Source organism: Mycolicibacterium austroafricanum, assembly GCF_902705885.1.
GTDB lineage: Bacteria > Actinomycetota > Actinomycetes > Mycobacteriales > Mycobacteriaceae > Mycobacterium > Mycobacterium vanbaalenii_A.
Map to the genome: position 1 here is coordinate 1 of NZ_CACSIP010000032.1, position 22,934 is coordinate 22,934.

The 22,934-nt window shown below is 67.1% G+C and carries 21 protein-coding genes and 1 pseudogene; 11 read left to right on the plus strand and 11 right to left on the minus strand.

Features of this window, described 5'->3' with window-relative positions; genetic code table 11:
* Positions 1-222, plus strand: a pseudogene (locus BEMPMBAN_RS20150) (LLM class F420-dependent oxidoreductase); the annotation flags it as partial.
* Between the two features lie 45 nt (positions 223-267).
* Entirely contained in the window at positions 268-783 is a 516-nt protein-coding gene (locus BEMPMBAN_RS20155) for a hypothetical protein (RefSeq protein ID WP_234897598.1), read from the plus strand.
* On the opposite strand, the gene BEMPMBAN_RS20160 is transcribed toward BEMPMBAN_RS20155, so the two are convergent.
* Entirely contained in the window at positions 780-2,309 is a 1,530-nt protein-coding gene (locus BEMPMBAN_RS20160; RefSeq protein ID WP_159233029.1) for an acetyl-CoA acetyltransferase, read from the minus strand. The genes BEMPMBAN_RS20155 and BEMPMBAN_RS20160 overlap by 4 nt on opposite strands.
* A 149-nt stretch (positions 2,310-2,458) precedes the next feature.
* Between BEMPMBAN_RS20160 and BEMPMBAN_RS20165 the strand changes: the two genes are divergently transcribed.
* Both BEMPMBAN_RS20165 and BEMPMBAN_RS20170 read left to right on the plus strand, forming a co-directional pair.
* Entirely contained in the window at positions 2,459-3,589 is a 1,131-nt protein-coding gene (locus BEMPMBAN_RS20165) for an ATP-binding protein (protein WP_159233080.1), read from the plus strand.
* Positions 3,586-4,674, plus strand: a complete 1,089-nt coding sequence (locus tag BEMPMBAN_RS20170; RefSeq protein ID WP_234897599.1) for an AAA family ATPase — start codon at positions 3,586-3,588, stop codon at positions 4,672-4,674. Before BEMPMBAN_RS20165 ends, BEMPMBAN_RS20170 begins: the two co-directional genes overlap by 4 nt.
* 73 nt (positions 4,675-4,747) lie before the next feature.
* Here the strand turns inward: BEMPMBAN_RS20170 and sucD are convergent, their stop codons facing one another.
* Together sucD and sucC are read right to left on the minus strand one after the other, a co-directional pair.
* A complete protein-coding gene (gene sucD, locus BEMPMBAN_RS20175; protein ID WP_159233031.1) occupies positions 4,748-5,644 on the minus strand; it encodes a succinate--CoA ligase subunit alpha in 897 nt (298 codons plus the stop codon).
* Positions 5,645-5,656: 12 nt separating this feature from the next.
* The gene (gene sucC / locus BEMPMBAN_RS20180) at positions 5,657-6,838 is read right to left on the minus strand and encodes an ADP-forming succinate--CoA ligase subunit beta (RefSeq protein ID WP_159233032.1); all 1,182 of its coding nucleotides are present in this window, start codon (positions 6,836-6,838) and stop codon (positions 5,657-5,659) included.
* A 310-nt stretch (positions 6,839-7,148) separates the two neighbouring features.
* On the opposite strand from sucC, the gene BEMPMBAN_RS20185 reads away from it, so the two are divergent.
* On the plus strand, positions 7,149-8,249 hold the full coding sequence (locus BEMPMBAN_RS20185) for a M23 family metallopeptidase (RefSeq protein ID WP_159233033.1): 1,101 nt from the start codon (positions 7,149-7,151) through the stop codon (positions 8,247-8,249).
* A complete protein-coding gene (locus BEMPMBAN_RS20190; protein ID WP_234897600.1) occupies positions 8,250-8,873 on the plus strand; it encodes a hypothetical protein in 624 nt (207 codons plus the stop codon). It abuts the gene before it with no gap.
* A gap of 15 nt (positions 8,874-8,888) precedes the next feature.
* On the opposite strand, the gene pcrA is transcribed toward BEMPMBAN_RS20190, so the two are convergent.
* Positions 8,889-11,210, minus strand: a complete 2,322-nt coding sequence (gene pcrA, locus BEMPMBAN_RS20195; RefSeq protein WP_159233034.1) for a DNA helicase PcrA — start codon at positions 11,208-11,210, stop codon at positions 8,889-8,891.
* Positions 11,211-11,409: 199 nt separating this feature from the next.
* On the opposite strand from pcrA, the gene BEMPMBAN_RS20200 reads away from it, so the two are divergent.
* Positions 11,410-11,745 (plus strand): chorismate mutase, encoded by a 336-nt coding sequence (locus BEMPMBAN_RS20200; protein WP_159233035.1) that lies wholly within the window; start codon positions 11,410-11,412, stop codon positions 11,743-11,745.
* Positions 11,746-11,799: 54 nt separating this feature from the next.
* Here BEMPMBAN_RS20200 and BEMPMBAN_RS20205 read toward each other — a convergent pair whose 3' ends face one another.
* Together BEMPMBAN_RS20205 and BEMPMBAN_RS20210 are read right to left on the minus strand one after the other, a co-directional pair.
* Positions 11,800-13,824, minus strand: a complete 2,025-nt coding sequence (locus BEMPMBAN_RS20205; RefSeq protein WP_159233036.1) for an SGNH/GDSL hydrolase family protein — start codon at positions 13,822-13,824, stop codon at positions 11,800-11,802.
* Positions 13,825-13,974: 150 nt separating this feature from the next.
* The gene (locus tag BEMPMBAN_RS20210; RefSeq protein ID WP_159233037.1) at positions 13,975-15,423 is read right to left on the minus strand and encodes an NAD-dependent succinate-semialdehyde dehydrogenase; all 1,449 of its coding nucleotides are present in this window, start codon (positions 15,421-15,423) and stop codon (positions 13,975-13,977) included.
* 50 nt (positions 15,424-15,473) lie between these two features.
* Between BEMPMBAN_RS20210 and pgi the strand changes: the two genes are divergently transcribed.
* Complete coding sequence (gene pgi, locus BEMPMBAN_RS20215) at positions 15,474-17,132, plus strand: glucose-6-phosphate isomerase (RefSeq protein WP_159233038.1); 1,659 nt, start codon at positions 15,474-15,476, stop codon at positions 17,130-17,132.
* Between the two features lie 24 nt (positions 17,133-17,156).
* On the opposite strand, the gene BEMPMBAN_RS20220 is transcribed toward pgi, so the two are convergent.
* From BEMPMBAN_RS20220 to BEMPMBAN_RS20240, 5 genes are all read right to left on the minus strand, one after another.
* Positions 17,157-17,681 carry a hypothetical protein gene (locus tag BEMPMBAN_RS20220; RefSeq protein ID WP_159233039.1) on the minus strand — a complete coding sequence of 175 codons (525 nt, stop codon included), beginning with the start codon at positions 17,679-17,681 and terminating at the stop codon, positions 17,157-17,159.
* Complete coding sequence (locus BEMPMBAN_RS20225) at positions 17,674-17,955, minus strand: helix-turn-helix transcriptional regulator (RefSeq protein WP_159233040.1); 282 nt, start codon at positions 17,953-17,955, stop codon at positions 17,674-17,676. Before BEMPMBAN_RS20225 ends, BEMPMBAN_RS20220 begins: the two co-directional genes overlap by 8 nt.
* A gap of 57 nt (positions 17,956-18,012) precedes the next feature.
* Positions 18,013-18,762: an SDR family oxidoreductase gene (locus BEMPMBAN_RS20230; RefSeq protein ID WP_159233041.1), complete on the minus strand. Its 750-nt coding sequence runs from the start codon at positions 18,760-18,762 to the stop codon at positions 18,013-18,015.
* A 112-nt stretch (positions 18,763-18,874) separates the two neighbouring features.
* Positions 18,875-19,747, minus strand: coding sequence for an Fpg/Nei family DNA glycosylase (locus tag BEMPMBAN_RS20235; RefSeq protein WP_159233042.1), 873 nt, complete (start codon positions 19,745-19,747; stop codon positions 18,875-18,877).
* Between the two features lie 5 nt (positions 19,748-19,752).
* Complete coding sequence (locus BEMPMBAN_RS20240) at positions 19,753-20,136, minus strand: phage holin family protein (RefSeq protein ID WP_159233043.1); 384 nt, start codon at positions 20,134-20,136, stop codon at positions 19,753-19,755.
* A 141-nt stretch (positions 20,137-20,277) separates the two neighbouring features.
* Between BEMPMBAN_RS20240 and BEMPMBAN_RS20245 the strand changes: the two genes are divergently transcribed.
* The 3 genes from BEMPMBAN_RS20245 to BEMPMBAN_RS20255 all read left to right on the plus strand — a co-directional run bounded on the left by BEMPMBAN_RS20245 (position 20,278) and on the right by BEMPMBAN_RS20255 (position 22,888).
* The gene (locus tag BEMPMBAN_RS20245; protein ID WP_159233044.1) at positions 20,278-21,198 is read left to right on the plus strand and encodes an AurF N-oxygenase family protein; all 921 of its coding nucleotides are present in this window, start codon (positions 20,278-20,280) and stop codon (positions 21,196-21,198) included.
* Positions 21,195-21,920 (plus strand): DUF4873 domain-containing protein, encoded by a 726-nt coding sequence (locus BEMPMBAN_RS20250; RefSeq protein ID WP_159233045.1) that lies wholly within the window; start codon positions 21,195-21,197, stop codon positions 21,918-21,920. The genes BEMPMBAN_RS20245 and BEMPMBAN_RS20250 overlap by 4 nt, the downstream gene beginning before the upstream one ends.
* A 101-nt stretch (positions 21,921-22,021) precedes the next feature.
* Positions 22,022-22,888, plus strand: a complete 867-nt coding sequence (locus tag BEMPMBAN_RS20255; protein ID WP_159233046.1) for an LLM class flavin-dependent oxidoreductase — start codon at positions 22,022-22,024, stop codon at positions 22,886-22,888.
* Positions 22,889-22,934: the final 46 nt, after the last annotated feature.

Genomic DNA, 22,934 nt, shown 5'->3' on the forward strand with positions numbered 1-22,934 from the left:
CCCGTCAAACTCCTACAGGACACCTGGGCCGCCGCCGACCGCGACGGCGCCCCACAGATCGTGGCCCTGGACTTCAAACCCGACCCCGACAAACTGCACCGATGGAAAGACCTCGGCGTCACCGAAGTCCTCTTCGGCCTACCCGACAAACCCGAACCCGACATCGCCGCCTACGTCGAACGCCTCGCCACCAAACTCGACGGCTACGGCCTCCGCTGCTGACAGAACCGGTAACGATCACCGACCGGGAGCGCGATACTCCAGGTGATGATGAGGTTCTCGATGGGGCGCGCCCAACTCGCCTTCGGCGTGGCGGCGCTGGCGCTGACAGCAGGTTGCGCGCAGGCGACGGCCACCCCGCCGGCAGGATTTCCCGACCTGTCGGCCTACCCGACCGTCGACACGCAGACCTACAGTCAGAGTTACCCCCGCTTCATCGGCTTCGACTTCACCACCCCGGACGGCCAGTTGTGCAGCCACAACACGATGAATTCGCTGGGCGATCCGGCGCGGCTGACCCTGTCGTGCGAGGGGCCCCGCCCCGACCTGGGGCCGGGCACGTGGCTGGTCCGCGTCGCCACCGATGAGCCGGCGGTCGTGGAACCGTCGTACCCACCGCTGGACCCGGCCTCCGTGGCAGCCAGTGGAATCCGACAGCTACCCCCGATGCACAAGATCGTGCACCAGGCCATCGAGTGCGGTGTCGACGACCACGGTATGACCGCCTGCCGGGTCGGCGATCACGGGTTCGTGCTCACCCCCACGGCGACGGACCTGTTCTAACGCAGCACCGCGCGATTGCCGTTGTCGGTTGTGCTGACGACGATCTCTGCGCCCAGCGGGTCGCCCTCGGTCATCAGCGACACCAGGTCGGCGTCTTCGGTGGTCGCCATCAACCGCGAGCCGTCGGAATCGAGTCGGCCGACGATGATGCCGGTGCGCACCGGCCAGTCGTAGCGCACCGAGTAGGTCTCGATCCTCGCGGCGCCCTCGGGCGTCTTGACGACGGGCACTTTCGGCAGCTCGGCGACCTGCGCCGTCAACTCCGCGCTGCGCGAGGTGCGCCACGGTACCGGCTCGGTCGAGTAGATGCCGACCGCGTACTTGCTCTGGATGCCGCCGTTTGCGCCGACGAAGCCGAACTGCCCGGGCTTGTCCCGCATCTGACAGACGGTCTCGGCGATCGCGTGCAGCGAGTAGCTGTTTCCGGGACCACCGAAATACGGAAGACCACCGGTGAGCGTGAGGCCCCGCGGATCGTCGGCCGCCAGTCCCAGTGCCTCGCAGATCACGAATACCGGGAACGGGAAACAACTGTAGAGGTCGAAGGTGGCGATGTCGTCGACACCGATTCCCGCTACCCGCAACGCCTCGTGGGCGGCCAGCACCGAGGCCGGAGCGGCCCCGAGATCGGCCCGCACCATCAGGGCCTGCTCGATGAGGTTGGAGTGCCCGTGCAGGTACACCCATTTCTCTTCGGGCACCCCGAGGCGGCGCGCGGCCTCGATCGACATGATCACCGCGGCCGCGCCCTGGTTGACGGTGTCACGCGCGACCAGTAGCCGGGGATAGGGGTCGCAGATCATCCGGTTCTCGTCGGTGACCGTCTCGACCTCCTCCACCGAACGCTCCACCGGCGAGAACGAGAAGGGGTTCTTTGCAGCGACTTTCGACATCGGCGCGAACAATTCGGCCATCTGGTGCCGGTACTCATGGACGCTCAGGCCCAGTCGTGACCTGCGGGCGTTGTCCAGCAGTCCGTACTGGACCGGGGCGCCGGTGAGCCCGTGCTGCACGGTGTATTCGTCGATGTAGCTGAAGATCTGGTGGCCCCGGTCCTCGAGCTGGCCGTCGACGTTCTCGGTGAAGTCGGGTTTGTCGTCCCGGCTCGCGAAGTACTTCGCGGTCGATCCCGGCTCGGAACCCATGATCATGACGACGTCGGCGTCGCCCGCTACGATCGTGTCGCCGGCCTCGATGACGAGCTTCTGCGGACTCTGGCCGCCGACCGGTTCCAGGACCACGCGAGCAGGGTCCCCGCCGAGCCGCCTCATCACCGATCGCGGGTAGTTGTTCGACTTTCCCAGCGTCGCGGGCATCGGCCCGGAGATCTCGAACTGCCGCAGCCCGAAAACGGTGTCCACAGCCTCGGCCAGCCTGGCTTGGTCCACACCGGTGTCGGCCAGCGCAGCTCGCGCCGCTGCCGTCGCCAGGTCGACGGCTGACATGCCGTGGTAGTCGGGGTCATCCAATCGCTCGGTGAACTGCCCGACCCCGACGATGACCGGCGTCCGTGGATCAATTGCCATGCTGTCGTCCTCTCAATTACTTCGAAAGGCTAATAGAACACGTTATATTTTCGCCAACCGGCGCAATGTACGACGTCGTAGACGTACATCTACATTGATGTACGTCTACTTCGACGTATTATTGTCCCGTGAACTGGCAACCACGCCCGATGTCCCTGGTCGTCGGCGGCATCGTGCCCACCGAGGATGTCGTCGGACGCGTCCGGGAATCCACCGAGGTGCTCGCCTCACTACCGCACTCGGGTGCCGTCCTCGTCGGCGACCGCAGGCACGGCAAGACCTCGCTGTCCCGGCTTGTGCAACGACTGGCACACCAACAGGGCGTCGCCGTCCTCGCGGTCAGCGCCGAACGGGAGACCTATGCCGAGTTCGTGTCCGCTCTGATCGCCGAACTGGCCCGACTCGATCCGGCCTGGGCCAAGGAACTCGCCAAGATCAGGTTGACGCTCACCGCCGGACCCGTGCGTCTCGAACGCGACAGCCACGCCGCCGCGACACTGGACGAGTTGCTCGACCGTGCGATCCGCCGAGCTCGGGGGCGCACCCTGGCATTGTTCATCGACGAGGTGAGCGTGCTCGCCCGCAATCTGGAACGCGCGCAACCCGGATCGGGAGACACGTTCCTGCACCTGCTCCGCCGGGTCCGCCAGGACCACCCGGGCGAGGTCGCCACGGTGCTGTCGGGATCGATCGGATTCCATCACGTGTCCGACGACGCACCCAGCACCGTCAACGACATACCGAAGATCGCCGTGGGGCCGATCAGAACCGACCACGCGACCTACCTCGCCGAATGCCTGCTGCTGGGCACTGGCGTCCCGACCACCGATCAGCATGCCGTCGCAGCGGCGATCGCATCGGCCGCCGAGAACGTGCCCTACTACATCCAGCACCTGGTGGCCGCGGCCCGGAAGTCCTGGCAGGACAGCCAGGTCGCGGCCCATCCGGAGCTGATCGACCGGATGGTCGTGGAAGCTATCAAAAACCCCTATGACCCTTGGGATCTACGGCACTATCGGGACCGTCTGCCGCACTACTACGGTGCCGACGCGCACGCGATAGCCGGCGTGCTCGACATCTACGCGCACGCCGACGGACCGTTGGATGTGGATACCGTCTTGATGCGGCTGCGCGCTGAGGGAAGCCCGATCACCGACAGGACTCACCTGGTGTCCTTCATCGAACGGCTGACGCTCGATCACTACCTGGCCCGCGCGGGAAACGCCGACGGCTTCTCCTCACCACTGTTGCAGCGGGCGTGGAAAGCGATGCGCCGGTGAGTATCCCCCTGTTCACGCCTTCCGCAGTGCCCCCCGACGAACTCGACGCGCTGACCGTCGGGCGCTCGAATCTGCTGGAGACGCTGACGAACCGGATCAGCTCGTCCGCCCGGGACGGCTCGCGGCCGCACACCCTGTTGGTCGGTCCGCGCGGTGCGGGCAAGACCCACATCCTGCAGATCGCGCTGCACCGGGCGCTTTCCACCCCGTCGACGTCGAGAAGTGTTCTACCCGTGCGCATTGCCGAAGACTCGCTGGCAATCGCGTCCTACACCGACCTGTTGGTCGAAATCGCCCGTGCCATCAGCTCGGAACTCGGTGAGCGGGCCGGGGCCCTGCGGCGCGACAGGGACCCGGTCGGCATCGAGGCCGCCGTGATCGACGAGGCCGCGGGCCGGACGATCCTGCTCACGATCGAGAATCTCGACCGCGTCTTCGACGGCATCGGCACCGCCGGACAGGGCAGCCTGCGGGCGTGGGTCGAGACGTCAACGGCGATCATGATTTTCGCCACAGCGCCGGCACTCTTCGCCGGCATCTCGTCGCGGGACTATCCCTGGTATGGCTCGTTCATGGTCGAGATGATCCCGGACCTCGGCATCGACGACGTCGCGACCCTGGTGACCCAGGCGGCGCAGCGCCGCGGTGACAACGATCTCGTCGCGTTCCTGGGGTCGGCAACGGGTCGTGACCGGATCACCGCCATCCACCGGCTGGCCGGAGGCACACCACGGATGTGGCATGTGCTGTCCGAATGCGTGGACGTGGGCCGCCTCGACGCGCTCATCCCGGCAATCGAGGCACTGCTTGACCGGCTGGCTCCCCACTACCAGCAGCGGCTGTGGCAGCTGCCGGCCGGGGAGCAACGTCTCGTCGTCGAGCTTGCCCGAAGTCCGGGCCCCCGCACGGTGTCCGATCTCGCTGACGCCGTTGGGGTTTCGAACCAGTCCGCCTCGGCCGCACTCGGACGCCTGGCCGCCGACCACTGGGTGACCTCGTCGAAGACAGACGCCGACCGCCGGACCTCCTGGTACGACCTCACCGAACCGCTGCTGCGCGACTACCTGCGCTACCGCGGCGGCTGAACCACGCGACGAGCGCGCGCATTTGTACGTCTGCGACGGCGTGTCACCGCACAAACGCGCGCGCTCGCGGCACTTAGTTCAGGATCTCCCGGGCGAGGTTGGCCGTCTCCGACGGCGTCTTGCCGACCTTGACGCCCGCGGCCTCCAGCGCCTCCTTCTTCGCGGCGGCGGTGCCCGAAGACCCGGACACGATGGCGCCGGCGTGGCCCATCGTCTTGCCCTCCGGCGCGGTGAAGCCTGCGACGTAACCGACGACCGGCTTGGAGACATTGGCCTTGATGTAGTCGGCCGCGCGCTCCTCGGCGTCACCACCGATCTCACCGATCATGACGATGACCTTGGTCTCCGGATCCTTCTCGAAGGCCTCGATGGCGTCGATGTGGGTGGTGCCGATGACCGGGTCGCCGCCGATGCCGATGGCGGTCGAGAAGCCGAGATCACGCAATTCGTACATCATCTGGTAGGTCAGCGTGCCCGACTTGGACACCAGGCCGATCGGGCCCTTGCCGGTGATGTTGTTCGGCGTGATGCCGACCAGCGACTCGCCGGGGGTGATGATGCCCGGGCAGTTCGGCCCGATGATCCGGGTCTTCTGCCCTTTCTCCAGGTTGTAGGCCCACACATAGGCGGTGTCCTGCACCGGGATGCCCTCGGTGATGACCACGAGCAGCGGGATCTCGGCGTCGATGGCCTCGATGATGGCGTCCTTGGAGAATGCCGGCGGCACAAAGGCGATCGACACATCGGCGCCGGTCTCCTTCATCGCCTCGGCAACAGTGCCGAACACCGGGAGCTCGACGTCCTTACCCTCTTTGTCCTGGTGGGTGACCGTCGTGCCCGCCTTGCGGGCGTTTACGCCGCCGACGATCTGGGTGCCGGCCTTGAGCATCAGCTTGGTGTGCTTGGTGCCCTCGCCGCCGGTGATGCCCTGGACGATGACCTTGGAGTCCTTGTTCAGAAAGATCGACATAAGAAGTGTCCCTTACTTGTTCGCCAGCTCGGCGGCCTTGTCGGCGCCGGAGTCCATGGTGTCGGCCTGGATGACCAGCGGATGGTTGGCCTCGGCCAGGATGCGACGGCCTTCTTCGACGTTGTTGCCGTCCAGTCGCACCACCAGCGGCTTGTTGGCCTCGTCGCCGAGGATCTTCAAAGCGTTGACGATGCCGTTGGCCACCGCGTCGCAGGCGGTGATGCCGCCGAACACGTTGACGAACACGCTCTTGACCTGGCTGTCGCCGAGGATGACGTCGAGCCCGTTGGCCATCACCTCGGCCGAGGCCCCGCCACCGATGTCGAGGAAGTTGGCGGGCTTGACGCCACCGTGCTTCTCACCGGCATAGGCGACGACGTCCAGAGTCGACATGACCAGGCCCGCGCCGTTGCCGATGATGCCGACGGCACCGTCGAGCTTGACGTAGTTGAGGTCGTTCTCCTTGGCCTTGAGCTCCAGCGGGTCGGTGGCGTCCTTGTCCTCGAACTCCTCGTGGCCGGGCTGGCGGAAATCGGCGTTGGCGTCGAGGGTGACCTTGCCGTCCAGGGCCAGGATCTGCCCTGGATCCCCATCACCGCGGGAGGGCGTGCGCACCAGCGGGTTGACCTCAACCAGCGTGGCGTCCTCGCCGACGAAGACCTCCCACAGCTTGGCGATGGTCACCGCGGCGGCGTCGAGCACCTCGGCAGGCAGGTGGCCCTTCTCGGCGATCTCGCGCGCAAACGCCTCGTCGACACCCTTGACGGCGTCGACGGGCACCCTGGCGAGCCGGTCGGGCTTGGTCGCGGCGACCTCCTCGATCTCCACACCGCCCTCCACCGAGCACATCGCCAGGTAGGTGCGGTTGGCGCGATCGAGCAGGAAGGAGATGTAGTACTCCTCGGCGATGTCACTGGCCTCGGCGACCAGCAACTTCTTCACCACGTGGCCCTTGATGTCCAGGCCGAGGATGTTCTGGGCGTGAGTGAAGGCGTCATCGGGTGTCGCGGCGTACTTGACGCCACCGGCCTTGCCGCGGCCCCCGACCTTGACCTGGGCCTTCACCATGACCGGCTTGCCGATCTCCTCGGCGATGGCCTTCGCACCCTCGGCGGAGTCGGTGACCCGGCCCGGGGTGGTGGGGACGTTGTGCTTGGCGAACAGTTCCTTCGCCTGGTACTCGAAGAGATCCATGGACTCCGAAACACCTCTGTCTGTCTGTTGTTGTTGTCTGCAGTCGCTCGACTCGCCCGCCCGCCGAACATTTACGAAGTTGTTTGTCCCGCCGGGCTCGGGGGAACTTTATCGACACGAGCGCAGAGCGTTGTCACCGCCTGCCGCTCATGTGGTGGATCTCACCGCCGGCGAGTCGTGATTCAAGTCACAATCTCCGGCGGAACACGCGCTCGGGTTGCCACTTTGATTGGAATTTGGTTAACGTCCCTGTGGTCTCGGTAACGGTCCGATCACGACGACTCCGATCATCAGGACAGGACGTTTCAGCTTGCCCCAGCATCGTTCGCCTCGACCCTCTGCGGGATTTTCGGCGAATGCGCGCACCGCGAGAACCGGCAGTCGGCTCGCCGTCGCAGCGCCAAAGGCAACCGAAGTCACCGACATCATCCCGTTCAACGAGTTCGGTGAGATCGGCGACCTCGATGATCTGGACCTGCTGCCCCACGCCGCGTTCGACCGTGAGGCGCGCGTCATCCGCGCCCCTGAGCTCGACGATCTGCACGACACCGACGACCTGACGCCGCTGCGCCTCGAGGTGCCGACGCAGTTCCGCACCCCGCGTGACGGGAGCCGGGCACCCTCCCGGGCGTACCGCGACAGCCATACCGATGTCAGCGACGGCGCCGCGGCCACCGACGTCATCGACATGCGCGGCCGCACCGGCGGCATGCACCGCAAGCCCGAAGTACCCGTCAAGGGCCGCCTGATGGTCGCCGCCATGGCCGTCGGAGCCACCGCCGCGGGCGCCTACACCGTGACCAGCGGCACGCCGAAGGCTCCCGCGGAAACAGTCCTCGCCGCCGATCCGACGCCGACGGGCGGCGGCACGGTCATCACGGGATCCGTGGACGGCATGCAGGTCGTCACCGTCACCCCGGCAGCCAACTCGGCCGTCCATGCCGAGGAGATCACCAAGGCTGCGGCATTCGCCCAGGAGCGCGCCGAACGCGAAGCCCGGCTGGTGCGCCCGCAGTTCGCGATGCCGACCCGTGGCGTGTGGACGTCCGGCTTCGGCTACCGCTGGGGCGTGCTGCACGGCGGCATCGATATCGCCAACTCGATCGGAACGCCCATCATGGCTGCCGCCGACGGTGTGGTCATCGCGGCCGGTCCGACCGCCGGATACGGCGCCTACGTCAAGCTCAAGCACTCCGACGGCACGGTGACGCTCTACGGCCACATCAACACCTGGTCGGTCAGCGTGGGTGAGCGGGTCATGGCCGGCGATCAGATCGCCACGATGGGCAACCGGGGCAACTCGACCGGTCCGCACCTGCATTTCGAGGTCATGGTCAACGGCACCGACAGGATCGACCCGGTCGGATGGCTGTCCAAGCGGGGACTGACCCCCGGCGGCTACGTTGGCTGAGTGGCCAGCGATCCCCACGACGTAGACCAACACGGCGTAGACCCTGAACCAACCTCTTCGCGCGACACCGACACCGACGACACCCGGATCATCCGTCGCGCCCCGCTGAGCAATCCGTCCCAGCCGCTGTCGGCGTCCGCCGATCCGCCGACCAGCATCATCCGCCGCCACCCGACCGGCGAGATCCCCACCTCGGACGTCGACTACAGCTCGCGCGCGAAACCCGTCGCAGTAGGCCCGTCCCGGACGCCTGCGGCCGACCCGAAGCCGGCGATCGCGACCGCCGTCGTCAGCATCGTTTCCGGGTGGGCGACCGCGGTGATCGCCACCGACCTGATCACCGGCTGGTGGGGCACCGACCTGCTGTTCTGCATCGCCGTCGGGTTCCTGGCGGCGATCTCCGCAGCCGCCACGATCGGCGGGGTGATCGCACTGCTGCTGCGTCAGCGGGTCGGACGGCTCCTGATCGTGGTCGGGTCGGTGGTCGCGATGTTGATCTTCACGAGCCTGTTCATCGCGGGCGCCAAGCTACCCGGGCTGGTCTACGCCATGCCGCTGCTGCCGCTGGCGTCGATCGGGCTGGCCCTTCTTCCCGACACCGCCCGCTGGGGCCGTACGGGTTGACGCGGCGAAACTGTCCTACAGCTTGGCGATCGGCGCGTGGTTATGCATGAGCTTCACCCGTCCGGCGCTACCGAAGTCGATCAACGACATGGCCGACTCGCCCGCACCGGACACCTCCTCGACCCGGCCGAGACCGTACTTGTCGTGGGTGACCCGATCACCGGGTTCCAGCACGATCAGCGGACGCTTGCCCGCCGACGAGCGGGCCGGCGACGGACGCGGGGTGCCGTACCGCCCCGCGTTGCCGACCGGTGCCGAGAACTTCGAAGTCTGCTCGGTACGACGCCAGTCGATCAGCTCCTGCGGAATCTCCCGCAGGAAACGCGATTCCGGGTTGAGCATCGGCTGACCCCATGACGAGCGCACCTTGGCCCGGCTGAGGTAGAGGCGCTGCCGGGCGCGGGTGATACCGACGTAGGCCAGCCGGCGTTCCTCGGACAGCTCGCCCGGGTCACCCAGGGCCCGCATGTGCGGGAACATGCCGTCTTCCCAGCCGGTGACAAAGACCACCGGGAACTCCAGGCCCTTGGCGGTATGCAACGTCATCATCGTGACCACACCCGACCCCTGTTCGGGAATGTCGTCCGCGTCCGCGACCAGCGACACCCGTTCCAAAAACGCGGCGAGCACGCCGGTGTCGGGAACGTCCTCGTCCTCCGGTTCGGTCTCGGCCAGGACCTTCGCGTTGGCCAGGTCGATACTGAATTCGTGTGCGACGCTGACCAATTCGTTGAGGTTGTCCAACCGCGCGAGGTCCTGGGGATCGCTCGAGGCCTCGAGCTCGGCGCGGTAGCCGGTGCGGTCGAGCACGGCCTCCACCAGGTCGCCGAGTTCGTCGTCGAGCTTGCCCCGCAGTTCGTCGAGCAGCGCGACGAACCCGGCGATCGCCTTCTCCGAACGGGTGTTGAGCATCGGGACCCGGCCTTCGGCGGCGGCGAGCAACGCGTCGTTGAAATTGGCGCCGGTGCTCTCGGCGTGCACCGCCACGCACGCCTCGGCGCGATCCCCGATGCCGCGGCGCGGGGTGTTCAGGATGCGACGCATGCTCACCGCGTCCCCGGGGTTGTCCAGCACCCGCAGGTAGGCGACGATGTCCCGGATCTCTTTGCGCTCGTAGAAGCGCACTCCCCCAACGACTTTGTACGGGATCCCGGCACGGATGAAGACCTCCTCGATGGCGCGCGAGGAGTTGTTGGTGCGGTAGAAGACGGCCACGTCGTTATAGGAGAAGCCCGGCACGGAGTCCGACAGCGCATCGATCTCCTGGGCGACGAATCTCGCCTCGTCGTGCTCGTTGTCGGCGACGAAACCGACGATCAGCTCACCCTCGCCGGCGTCGGTCCACAGCCGCTTCTCGCGTCGCCCGGTGTTGCGTGCGATCACCGAGTTCGCGGCGTTCAGGATGGTCTGGGTGGAGCGGTAGTTCTGTTCCAGCAGAATCGTCGTGGCGTTCGGGAAATCGCGTTCGAAGTCTTCGATGTTGCGGATCGTGGCGCCGCGGAACGCATAGATGGACTGGTCGGCGTCACCGACCACGCAGAGTTCGGCAAGAGGTACCTGATCGGTGTCCGGGGCTGCCACCCCCACGAGCTCGCGCACCAGCATGTACTGGGCGTGGTTGGTGTCCTGGTACTCGTCGACCAGGATGTGCCGGAACCGCCGGCGGTAGTACTGGGCGATCTGCGGAAAAGCCTGCAGCACAGCGACTGTCTCACCGATCAGGTCATCGAAGTCCAGCGCGTTGGCCGCACGCAGCCTGCGCTGGTACTCCCCGTAGACCTCGGCGATGACGCGCGCCAGGTCGTCTGCCGCCTCTGATGCCTCGGCGGCCGCCTGCTCGGGTCCGATCAGTTCGTTCTTGAGGTTGGAGATGCCGTTGGCCAGCAACCGCGGTGAGTGCCGCTTGGTGTCCAGACCCATGTCCTTGCCGATCATCAGCAGCAGGCGCCGGGAGTCGTCGGCATCGTAGATGGAGAAGTTCGAGTTGAGGCCGGGCAGCAGCGACGCCTGGTTGCGCAGGATCCGGACACAGGTCGAGTGGAATGTCGACACCCACATGCTGCGGGCCCGCGGGCCGATCAGCCCGACGATCCGCTCGCGCATCTCGGCGGCGGCCTTGTTGGTGAACGTGATGGCCAGCACCTGGCCGACGCCGACGTCACGGGCGGCCAGCAGATAGGCGATCCGACGGGTCAGGACCGCGGTTTTTCCGGACCCCGCTCCGGCCACGATCAGCAGCGGGGAGCCCTCGTGCAGCACGGCCTGGCGCTGCTGTGGGTTGAGCCCTTCCAACAGGTGCTGCTGATCGATATCGCTGGTGGCGGATAAGGCGGTCATATGCGTTCAAACCTACCGCTGCCCGGGGACACCTTTGCGCTGGCACGGCCGGTAGTGGCACACTCGTTGAGTGCTAACTGCGCAGTGGCGATTTTTTTACGGGTACCGGCCAGCGGTGCCCGTGGTCTAGCTGCTTCCTCCAGCCCCGCGGTCCGCTTCCGGATCCGGGGCTCGTCTCTTGTGTGAGGCCCGAAACCGGATGAGACCAGGTCCACACAACGAGAAATCGGAGAACCAAGACATGACGACGATGGAAACTTCGGACACGGCTGACGCCTCTGCGACGCCCGGCGCCTCCGAGATCGACGAGCTGCGTCAGGAGATCGACCGCCTGGACGCGACGATCCTCGAGGCCGTCAAGCGCCGCACCGAAGTGTCTCAGCTGATCGGCAAGGCGCGCATGGCCTCCGGGGGCACCCGCCTGGTGCACAGCCGCGAGATGAAGGTCATCGAGCGCTACAGCGTGCTCGGTGTCGAGGGCAAGAACCTGGCGATGCTGCTGCTGCGGCTGGGCCGCGGCCGCCTCGGTCACTGACCCCGGCGATTTCGGCGCAGTTGGTCACGCCCGCCGTGACGAACTGCACCCGGTTCACCGCGGTTCGAGCGCCTCGGTCAGCCACGGCGTCAACCACTCGACCGCTTCCGGTGTCGGATGCACGCCGTCGCTACGCATCCTGATGCCCTCGACCCTGGTGGTGTAGACGCCGTTCGGGCTCAGCTTGCGGTTGAGATCCAGCACCGAGGCGTTCCGCCGCTGAGTGACCACGCTGCGCAACAACGTGTTCCAGCGGTCGACCCGGGTGGGCTGGTCCTCCGGGTAGAGACTGCCGTCCGGCTTCTCGGCGCGCCGGTTGTACGGTTCGGTCGTCACCACGATCCGCGCGCCGGTCGAACCCAGGATGTCGAGTGCCCGGTTGAGCTCAGCGCGCAGGTACCCGTCGTAACCCGGCTCGCCGATGTGGGTCCAACGACCCTCGTTCATCCGGTCGACGACCTCCCAACGCCCGACGATCAGCAGCACCACGTCGGGACGTTCGTGGCTGATCCGCTGCGCCCACCTGGCCGGCCACGCGTCGCACTCGGGTTTCTGGTCGAGCTCCCGGCCGACGTACTCGTACGGTCCGCCACGGGCGATCCCGCAGCCGATGGTGGTGTAGTCGGCGAAATGCAGCCCCGGCGTCGGCGGCAGATACCGCATCAGCGTCCACGCGATGGAGTCCCCGAAGACCGCCACCCTGGTCTCTCCGGGGACCTGCGGTCGTGCCGGTGCGGTCACCGCGACGGGGATCTCGGGGGCGATCAGCGCCGCGCTGTCCACCAGCGGCCCCGGCGCCGGCTCCGCGTCCTTCGCCCCGACGGGCAGCACGGTCATCGTCACCACCGCGGCGGTCGCCGCCGTCGCGGTCGCCAGCGGCAGCATCGGCACGGTCAGCGGCCGCCACCGGCGGATCGGTTGTTCGACCAGCCACCACACCACGGTCGCGACCGCGACGGTCGCCGCGCATCGCAGCGCGAACAGCTCCCACCCCGTCGTGCCGGTACGTTCACCGTTGATCAGCAGAAACAGCGGCCAGTGCCACAGGTAGACGCCGTAGGAGATCGCGCCGAGCCCCACCAGAGGGGGCAACGCGAGCAGTCTCGCGACCGGCCCGTCCTGCTCCAGGGCCACCGAGGCGACGACGAGGATCGCCGCGGCCGCGACCACGAGCAGCAGACCGCGGCGGAACTCCTGCGCGGTGCCGGTGGCGAGGTGGGCGGCCCCGCCGAGAACCACCAGGCCGGCCACCGGCGCGAGGCGCGCGAGCCACCTGGCCCACCGGGAACGCAGCACCACCCCGCCCTCGGCCAGCCCCCGCCAGTCGCGCACCAGCAACGCCGCGGCCGCCGCGCCGACCAGCAGGGCCTGCATCCGGGTGTCGGTGCCGAAGTAGACGCGGTTGAGGGTGGCTTGAGACGCTCCGGCGCTGAGAACGTGCGCCGCGGTCGCGGACCCGATCACCCCGGCCGTCGCCGTGACGAAGACCGCGGTGCGCACCGCCCGCGCCGTCAGCGGGACGCCCCGGCGGTAGGCCACCGCCGCCAGAGCGGCGACCACGCCGGCGACCAGCAGCGGCCAGAGCACGTAGTACTGCTCCTCGACCGCCAGCGACCAGGTGTGCTGCAACGGTGACGGCGGAGCGCCCTGGGAGAAGTAGTCCGTCTGCTCGGCGACGAACACCCAGTTGGACATCCAGAAGAAGGTGGCGACGGCATGCTCGCGAAGCGAGACGGTGGACTCGGCGGCAAACAGCTCCCGCGCCGCCACGACGGCGAGGACCATCACGACCAGCGCCGGCAGCAACCGGCGGGCGCGGCGAATCCAGAAGTCCTTCAACCCGATCCGCCCGGTGCGGCCGATCTCGTCGAGCAGCAGCGAGGTGATCAGGAACCCGCTGAGGACGAAGAAGACGTCGACACCGAGGAAGCCGCCGGACAGTCCGGGGATGCCGCCGTGGTCGGCCAGGACCAGCGCGACGGCGACTGCTCGGACGCCGTCGAGCGCGGGGATCCCCCGGCCCGGGCTGGAATATCGGCGTGGGCCCACACGGATCGGCGCCGCGGTCACGGCAGTCACGGTCCAGCGCCCTCCTGATCGTTCGCAGCCAGCTGCGAACCAGGAATTTTATGGGCTGCGCGGCGCCGGATCCGGAAGGCGCGCGGCCGGGGCCGGGTCGAGTTCGGGTGGCTGGCTCGGGCGGCTGGCTCGGGCGGCTGGCTCGGGCGGCTAGTTGGTCAGCGCGATGTACTTGGTGTCGAGATACTCCTCGATGCCCTCGGTGCCCCCCTCACGCCCGAAGCCGGATTCCTTGACACCGCCGAACGGTGCGGCCGGATCGGAGATGACGCCGCGGTTGACCCCGACCATGCCTGCCTCGATGCCTTCGGCGGCACGCAGCGCCCGGTCCAGCGACTGCGTGTACACATAGGCCGCCAGGCCGTATTCGGTGTCGTTCGCGGCCGCGATGCCCTGCTCGTCGGTGTCGAACCCGGCGATGGGGGCCACCGGCCCGAACACCTCCTCCTTGAGGATCCGGGCGTCGGCGGGGACGTCGGCGAGCACGGTGGCCGGATAGAAGTTGCCGGGTCCGCCGGGTGCGACGCCGCCGACGGCGACGGTCGCGCCGCGCGACACCGCGTCGGACACCAGATCCTGGACCGTCGACACCTGCTTGGCGTTGATCAGCGGCCCCAGGGTGGCCGACGGATCCAGGCCGTCACCGAGGGTGAACTCGCTCATCCGCTTGACCAGCTTCTCGGTGAACTCCTCACGCACCGCGTTGGCCACGTGGAATCTGTTGGCCGCCGTGCAGGCCTCGCCGCCGTTGCGCATCTTCGCCAGGATCGCTCCATCCACGGCAGCGTCCACGTCGGCGTCGTCGAACACGATGAACGGCGCATTGCCGCCGAGTTCCATCGACTGGCGCAACAGCGCGTCCGAGGCCTGCTTCGCCAGCGCCTTGCCCACCCCGGTGGACCCGGTGAAGGTCAGCTTGCGGATGCGGCCGTCGTCGATGAGCGCGGTGGTGACGTCACGAGGTTTGGTGGTCGGCAGCACCGACAGCACGCCCTTGGGAAGGCCGGCCTCGTCGATGAGCTTGGCGAGCAGCAGCATGGTCAGCGGGGTCTCCTGCGCCGGCTTGACGATCATCGTGCAGCCGGCCGCCAGCGCGGGCCCGATCTTGCGGGTGCCCATCGCCAGCGGAAAGTTCCACGGCGTGATCGCGTAACACGGACCCACCGGCGCCTTGGTGACGATGATGCGCCCGGTGCCCGCCGGCGCCGGCGTGTAGCGGCCCCCGATGCGCACCGCCTCCTCGGCGAACCAGCGGAAGAACTCCGATCCGTACTTCACCTCGCCTTTGCTCTCGGCGAGCACCTTGCCCATCTCGAGCGTCATCAACGCCGCGATCTCGTCGGTCCGTTCGGTGATGGATTCGAAGACCGCGCGCAGGATCTCGCCGCGTTCCCGTGGTGCGGTCGCGGCCCATTCGGCCTGCACGGCACACGCCGCGTCGAGTGCGGCGACGGCGTCCTCGGCGGTCGCGTCGGCGACGCTGATCAAGACTTCCTCGGTAGCGGGGTTGAGCACGTCGAACGTCGAGGAGCCGGCGCGTTCCTCACCGCCGATCCACAAGCCCGTCGGTACCGATGCCAGCAGTGCGGAAGTATCCATACTCCAATCATCTACTCCGTTGCGCGCCGGCCCGCACTAGGGTTCTTCACATGGCCGCAGAGTTTTCCGATATCTCCACCACCCCGGCATGGCAGGCGCTGTCCCGGCACCACGACGAGATCGGCGCCGAGCATTTGCGCGAGCTGTTCGCCCAGGATCCCACCCGCGGTACGGAACTGGCGCTGACGGTGGGCGACCTCTACATCGACTACAGCAAGCACCGGGTCACCCGGCAGACCCTGACGTTGCTGCTGGATCTCGCCCGGGCGGCCAACCTGACCGAGCGCCGTGATGCGATGTTCTCCGGCGCCCACATCAACACCTCGGAGGACCGGGCCGTCTTGCACACCGCCCTTCGGCTGCCTGGCGGCGTCGAACTCGAGGTCGATGGCCAGGACGTCGTCGCCGATGTACACGAGGTGCTCGACCGGATGGGCGACTTCACCGATCGGCTGCGCAGCGGCGAATGGCGCGGCGCCACCGGGGAGCGCATCACCACGGTGGTCAACATCGGCATCGGCGGGTCGGATCTGGGTCCGGTGATGGTGGACCAGGCGTTGCGCCATTACGCCGACGCGGGCATCTCGGCCCGGTTCGTCTCCAACGTCGACCCGGCAGACCTCGTCGCCAAGCTGGCCGGACTCGACCCGGCCACAACACTTTTTGTCATCGCGTCGAAGACGTTCTCGACGTTGGAGACATTGACCAATGCGACCGCCGCACGTCGCTGGCTCACCGACACGCTGGGGGACGCAGCGGTGGCCGAGCACTTTGTGGCGGTGTCGACCAACAGCAAGCTGGTCGACGAGTTCGGCATCAACACCGACAACATGTTCGGGTTCTGGGACTGGGTCGGCGGGCGCTACTCCGTCGACTCGGCGATCGGCCTGTCGGTGATGGCCGTCATCGGCAGGGAGCGGTTCGCCGAGTTCCTGGCGGGGTTCCACCTCGTCGACGAGCACTTCCGGACCGCGCCGCTGGAGGCCAACGCCCCGGTGCTGCTCGGCATGATCGGGCTCTGGTACAACAACTTCTTCGGCGCCGGAACTCGCGCGGTGCTGCCGTATTCCAACGACCTGTCGCGCTTCGCGGCATATCTGCAGCAGCTGACGATGGAGTCCAACGGCAAGTCGGTGCGCGCCGACGGCACAGCTGTCAGCACCGACACCGGCGAGATCTTCTGGGGCGAACCAGGCACCAATGGTCAGCACGCCTTCTACCAACTGCTGCACCAGGGCACCCGGCTGGTGCCCGCGGACTTCATCGGGTTCAGCGAGCCCACCGACGATCTGCCTACCGCCGACGGCACCGGCAGCATGCACGACCTGCTGATGAGCAACTTCTTCGCGCAGACGCAGGTGCTGGCGTTCGGCAAGACCGCCGACGAGATCGCAGCGGAAGGCACCTCGCCAGATGTGGTGCCACACAAGGTGATGCCAGGCAACCGGCCCAGCACGTCGATCCTCGGGACCAAGCTGACGCCGTCGGTGGTCGGCCAGCTGATCGCGCTCTACGAACACCAGGTGTTCGTCGAGGGCGTCATCTGGGGTATCGACTCGTTCGACCAGTGGGGCGTCGAACTGGGCAAGACGCAGGCCAAGGCACTGCTGCCGGTGATCACCAGTGACGCCTCCCCCGCCGAGCAGACCGACTCGTCGACGGATGCCCTGGTGCGCCGCTACCGCACCGAACGTGGCCGCAGCGCGTGACACCGGCGGCCCCGCCGGAATCGGCTAATCGGGGTCAGGGCGGGTCCACCCCAGGATCATCGCCGGGAGGCACCCACCGATGAGCAGCACGGTCAGCGCCATCAGGCCGCCGGCGTACGCCATGTCGGTGTCCGTGCCATCGGTCCGCACCGCGCCGAAGATCAGGTAGAAGATCGGCAGCAGCATCAGGTTCTGGGTCACGGTCAGGCCGATCGATCGGGCGCTGTTACGTTGCGCCAGTTCGTATTCGTCGAGCGCGGCGTCGGGCGCGTCGCCCTGGCGACCGGAGACGATCTGCAGCATCAGGTACAACGGAAAGAACACCAGGCACGCCGGAAGCCACAGCAGCGGCGCCCACTCGATCCCGAACGCGCACATCACGCTCACCGTCGCCATGAACGCGAACGTGATGGCAAGCCCGACGACGAGCATGCGTCGCCGCTGCCGACTGCGCCACGCCGGTAGCGAATTGGCATACGTGCGTTCATGTTTGAGAAAGCGGCGGGTGCGGTAGGCCTGGTAGCGATCGATCAGGGTCGCTTCAGGCATGATTCCCTCCTTGCGGTTTCCGGTACAGCTCCGTCGACAAGGGGGTGAACGGGACCCGCGAGAACACGGCCTCGACGGGTAGGTCGAAGACATCACAGATGCGGAACGCGAGATCGAGGCTGGGGTAATGGTCGCCTCGCTCCAGCGCGCCGACGGTCTGCGGGTTGACGTCGATGAGTCCCGCGAGCTCCGCGCGGCTCATCCGCCGCTCGGCGCGCAGCACGCCGATCCGATTATGAATCGGAGTTGTTTCCCCTCGCCTGACCGGGCTCATCTAACCAATTGTTAGGAAAACCCAACGATCTGTCAAGGTGCTCACATGGTTGCACCCTCAGGCGAAGCGTTTGGTAAACCGCGGCGGCAACACCTTCATCAGCTCCACCAGCGGCCACCACGGCCACCCGGGCACGACGGCGCGCCCCTTCTCCTTCTCGATCGCGTCGATCATCGCTTTGACGCCTGTCTCGTTGTCGACCATCAGCATCGTGGAGTTGGACTTCGCGGTCATCTCCGACTCGATGTAGCCGGGTTCGAGCACGGTGATCTTGATCGGTCCGGAGGGGTATTCGGCACGCAACGACTGGCCGAGCGAGATCACACCCGCCTTGCTCGCCGAGTAGGCGGCCTTGTGTCCGGGCACGCCGACGTTGCCGAGCACGGACGCCACCAGGACGAGGTGCCCCTTGCCGGCCTTCTTGAACATCTCCAGCGCGGTCTCGATCTGCACCAGTGCCGCAACGAGATTGGTCTCGATGGTGGCCTTGTTGGCCCACGGCTTTCCGCCGCCGAGCGGGTAGCCCTTGCCGATGCCGGCGTTGACGATGACGCAGTCGATGCCGCCGAGTTCGTCGGAGAGCTCCGCGAACACCTTCGGCACCTGCTCGTGATCGTTCACGTCCAGCGCGGCGACGGCGACCTTGATGCCGGGGTGACGCGCGCTGAGTTCGGCCTGCAGTTCACTGAGGTTGTCGACGCGGCGTGCACACAGCGCGAGGTCGCGTCCCTTGGCGGCGAACTGGCGGGCCATTCCGGCGCCGAGTCCGGAGCTCGCCCCGGTGATGAGGATCTTCTGCCGAGTCATGCCGGGCAGGATAACCGAGTTAGACAAGTGGCTTCCACTTACGACAGGCCGCCGGAACTGTATTCCCTGCGCGATTGCCCGAGTGAGCCCCTGCTGGAATACCGTTCCGGCGCTACTTGAGCAGTCGGGACATCCGCCGGTCGGCCAGGATCTTGCCCGCGGTCTGGCAGGTCGGGCAGTACTGGAACGACTTGTCGGCGAACGACACCTCCCGCACGGTGTCACCGCAGACCGGACACGGTAGCCCGGTACGGGCGTGCACCCGCAACCCGGAGCGCTTCTCCCCTTTCAGCGTGGCCGCCTGCTGGCCCACCGACCGCGTCACCGCATCGGTGAGCACCGAGATCATCGCGTCGTGCAGCGCCGCGAGTTGCGCGTCGGTCAGCTTGTTCGCGGTCGCGAACGGCGACAGCTTGGCGACGTGCAGGATCTCGTCGCTGTAGGCATTGCCGATGCCGGCGATCACCTTCTGGTCGGTGATCACGGTCTTGATCCGGCCCGAGTTGGTCCGCAGCGCCTCGGCCAACCCCTGCGGGGTCAGTGACAGCGCGTCGGGCCCGAGCGAGGCGATCTGCGGCACCGCCATCGGGTCGGTGACGACCCAGACCGCCAGTCGCTTCTGCGTCCCGGCCTCGGTCAGGTCAAAACCCACCGTGTGGTCCGAAGCGCTCGGATCCTTCAAGTGCACCCGCAGCGCGATCGGCCCCTTGCCCGGCTTCAACGGCGCGGCGGCGAGCTTGTCCGACCAGCGCAGCCAGCCCGCCCGGGACAGGTGCGTGATCAAATGCGCCTCTCCCACCTGCAGCCCGAGGTACTTGCCCCACCGGTGGGCGCCGGTCACCTGGTGGCCCGCCAGTGCGGACACCGGCGGATCGAACGTCTTGAGCACCGACAGCGCCGCCACGTCGACGCGCCCAACGGTCAGGCCGACCGCGTGCCGGCGCAGATGATCGGCGAGCGCTTCGACCTCCGGCAGTTCAGGCATGGCACTCAGTCTGCCTTGACGACCAGCGAGAGCACCCAACTCACGATCGACAACACGATCGCGGCCCAGATCGCCGTCCACCAGAAGCTGTCGATCGACAAGCCCCAGTGCGTCGTGTGTTCGGTGATCCACGAGGTGATCCACAACATGAACGCGTTGATGACGACGTGGATCAGACCGAGCGTGAGGATGTAGAGCGGGATGGAGATGATCTGCACGATCGGCTTGATCACCGCGTTGACGAGGCCGAAGATCACCGCCACGACGAAGATCACCCCGACCCTGGCCACCGTCGAGTCGCCGCCGACGAATCCGATGCCGGGGACGACGAGCGTGACGACCCACAACGCGAGCCCGGTCAGCGCGGCGCGCAGCAGAAAAGATCCCATAGCCAGCATGATCGCGCACCGCCCCTGATTCCGGGGCCTACATTTGTCGATACCAGAGGTATGCGATACCCGAGGTATTGACATCGTGCGCGACGCGGCCATAGTTTCGATTCAATACCCAGCGACGACGGGACATTCGCGATGACAGCTCCGGCGAGACCCTCCACGGCGGCGCCCGCCGGACCCACCCGCGACGAGTTCGCCGAACGCCTGCTGAAAGGCTCGGCGAAGAAGTCGTTCGCACCGGTCGTCGACATCGACTGGGATGCGCCGCTGGACCCGGACAAGTTCTTCCTGCCGCCCAAGACCGTGTCGCTCTACGGCACCCCGCTGTGGGACAGCATGACCCGGGAGCAGCAGATCGAACTGTCCCGGCAGGAGCTGGCCAACACCCTCTCGGCCGGGATCTGGTTCGAGAACATCCTCAGTCAGGCGCTGCTGCGCAAGATGATGCACCAGGATCCGACGACCCGCGCCACGCACTACGAGCTGACCGAACTCGGCGACGAGACCCGGCACATGGTGATGTTCGGCAAGGCGATCGACAGGATCGGAGCCAAGCCGGTGCGCCCCAGGCGGTATCAGCGGGTCATCATCAACACCCTGCCCTTCGCCTTCCAGGGCTCGATGCTGTGGCTGGCCGCCTTGATCGGCGAGGAGATCTTCGACTCGTTGCAGCGCCAGATGATGGACGATCCCGAGCTGCAGCCGATGGTGCAGCGGCTGATGCGGATTCACGTCGCCGAGGAGGCGCGCCACATCCAGTTCGCCCGCGACGGGCTGCGCAAGCGGGCACCACACCTGCGCCGCGTCCCGAAGTTGTTCGTGGCCAACATCAACGGCGTGGGCGGTGTGTTCTTCGCGCGGCTGTTCACCAACCCCGTGCAGTATCGCCGCGCCGGGCTGCCGGACCCTCGCGGTGCCCGCCGCGCCGCACGCACCAGCGCGCACCGCCACCGGGTGCAGGTGCTGGGCTTCGCTCCGCTGGCGGCGTTCCTGGAGGAGGTCGGGTTGATGGGGCCGATCGCCCGGCGGATGTGGAAGCGCAGTCGCTTCCTGTGACCGACGTCGACACCGTGGCGTACCTACGGAGACCCGACACAGACAACGCCGTCTTCGACGAGACGACCCACACCTGGACCGTCGATGACCGCCGAGTCCGGGTGGTCATCGCGACCGACGGCACGTTGCCCGGCTCACGGCCGACGACCCTCGCTCCCTACCTCGGCGTGGCCGTGCGCGGCGTCCCCAACTACTTTCTGCTCACCGGGCCCGACAACGCCGCCCAGAAGGGCTACATCGCAAAGTGTCTGGCGTACCTGAGCCGTACCGGCAACACCCGCATCGAGGTGCGGGCCGGCACCCAGCAGTACTACGCGCAGCACTCGAGCGGACGAACCGGCCGCCGCGGCCATTTCTGGCGCCGGGTGGGCAAGCGGATCCCGTCGGCGTTCGAGGTCAGCTCACAGGGAGGCGACAGCGACGCAGACGATGCTGTGTATGACGGGTCCGCCGTGGTCCTCGTCGGCGAGCACCGCCACGACACCCGAGTACGGCTCACCGGCAGGGTCGACCCGATCGACGGCCGCTACCACTGGCAGGGAACGATTCTGGAGGCCGAGTTCGACGTGAAGTTGCCGCAGGATGTGACCGTGGTCGTGCAGGAGCATGCCGCCCCGGCCCGGTTGACCGAGCGCACACCGTGGTCGACGTACTCGGTCGTCGGTGTCGGTGCACCGCCGTTCACGCTGGCAGATGTCGAGGTCGACGTTCCGCGGCTCTGAGAGCCGAAACGGGCAACTCGCTTGATCCGCCCCCCGGCCCGCCCGGCACCGGCATACTAGAACACGTTCTAGTATGTGCTCACCGACGAGCAGGAGGCGATGTGCGGTTCACCTACGCGGAAGCGATGACCGACCCGACGTTCTACATTCCGCTGGCCAAGGCCGCCGAATCCGCCGGCTATCACGCGATGACGATCCCCGACAGCGTCGCCTACCCATTCGAATCGGATTCGAAGTACCCCTACACGCCGGACGGGAGCCGCGAGTTCCTGGAAGGCAAGGCGTTCATCGAGTCCTTCGTACTGACCGCGGCACTGTGCGCCGTGACGACGACTCTGAAGTTCAACCACTTCGTGCTCAAGTTGCCGATCCGGCCGCCCGCGCTGGTGGCCAAGCAGGCCGGTTCGCTGGCCGCGCTGTTCGACAACCGGCTCGGCCTCGGTGTCGGCACCAGCCCGTGGCCAGAGGACTACGAGCTGATGAACGTGCCATATGCCAAGCGCGGCAAGCGAATGGACGAGTGCATCGACATCATCAGGGGTCTCACCTCTGGTGAGTACTTCGAGTATCACGGGGAGTTCTACGACATCCCCAAGACCAAGATGACGCCCGCGCCGTCGAAACCGGTACCCATCCTCATCGGCGGACACGCCGACGCCGCCCTCAAACGCGCAGCCCGCAACGACGGCTGGATGCACGGCGGTGGCGACCCCGAGGAACTCGACGCACTCCTGAAGAAACTCAACCAGTTCCGCGCCGAGCAGGACCGCGAGGGGCCCTACGAGATCCATGTGATCTCGATCGACGCCTACACCCCGGACGGCATCAAACGGCTGGAGGACAAAGGCGTCACCGACGTGATCGTCGGCTTCCGGATTCCCTACGTCATGGGGCCGGACACCGAACCGCTCGATGCGAAGATCCGCAACCTGGAGATGTTCGCCGAGAACGTCATCGCGAAGGTGTGACCCCCGCCGTGCCTGGTGGCCCGGAGATGCGGCGGCAGCAGCTATG

What these genes read in the sequence shown, in the direction of transcription:
- BEMPMBAN_RS20155 (WP_234897598.1), top strand. Translation starts at nt 268, where the DNA reads ATGATGAGGTTCTCGATGGGGCGCGCCCAACTCGCCTTCGGCGTGGCG.
- BEMPMBAN_RS20160 (WP_159233029.1), bottom strand. Translation starts at nt 2,309, where the DNA reads ATGGCAATTGATCCACGGACGCCGGTCATCGTCGGGGTCGGGCAGTTC.
- BEMPMBAN_RS20165 (WP_159233080.1), top strand. Translation starts at nt 2,459, where the DNA reads ATGTCCCTGGTCGTCGGCGGCATCGTGCCCACCGAGGATGTCGTCGGA.
- sucD (WP_159233031.1), bottom strand. Translation starts at nt 5,644, where the DNA reads ATGTCGATCTTTCTGAACAAGGACTCCAAGGTCATCGTCCAGGGCATC.
- sucC (WP_159233032.1), bottom strand. Translation starts at nt 6,838, where the DNA reads ATGGATCTCTTCGAGTACCAGGCGAAGGAACTGTTCGCCAAGCACAAC.
- pcrA (WP_159233034.1), bottom strand. Translation starts at nt 11,210, where the DNA reads ATGACCGCCTTATCCGCCACCAGCGATATCGATCAGCAGCACCTGTTG.
- BEMPMBAN_RS20200 (WP_159233035.1), top strand. Translation starts at nt 11,410, where the DNA reads ATGAGACCAGGTCCACACAACGAGAAATCGGAGAACCAAGACATGACG.
- BEMPMBAN_RS20210 (WP_159233037.1), bottom strand. Translation starts at nt 15,423, where the DNA reads ATGGATACTTCCGCACTGCTGGCATCGGTACCGACGGGCTTGTGGATC.
- pgi (WP_159233038.1), top strand. Translation starts at nt 15,474, where the DNA reads ATGGCCGCAGAGTTTTCCGATATCTCCACCACCCCGGCATGGCAGGCG.
- BEMPMBAN_RS20220 (WP_159233039.1), bottom strand. Translation starts at nt 17,681, where the DNA reads ATGCCTGAAGCGACCCTGATCGATCGCTACCAGGCCTACCGCACCCGC.
- BEMPMBAN_RS20225 (WP_159233040.1), bottom strand. Translation starts at nt 17,955, where the DNA reads ATGAGCCCGGTCAGGCGAGGGGAAACAACTCCGATTCATAATCGGATC.
- BEMPMBAN_RS20230 (WP_159233041.1), bottom strand. Translation starts at nt 18,762, where the DNA reads ATGACTCGGCAGAAGATCCTCATCACCGGGGCGAGCTCCGGACTCGGC.
- BEMPMBAN_RS20235 (WP_159233042.1), bottom strand. Translation starts at nt 19,747, where the DNA reads ATGCCTGAACTGCCGGAGGTCGAAGCGCTCGCCGATCATCTGCGCCGG.
- BEMPMBAN_RS20240 (WP_159233043.1), bottom strand. Translation starts at nt 20,136, where the DNA reads ATGGGATCTTTTCTGCTGCGCGCCGCGCTGACCGGGCTCGCGTTGTGG.
- BEMPMBAN_RS20245 (WP_159233044.1), top strand. Translation starts at nt 20,278, where the DNA reads ATGACAGCTCCGGCGAGACCCTCCACGGCGGCGCCCGCCGGACCCACC.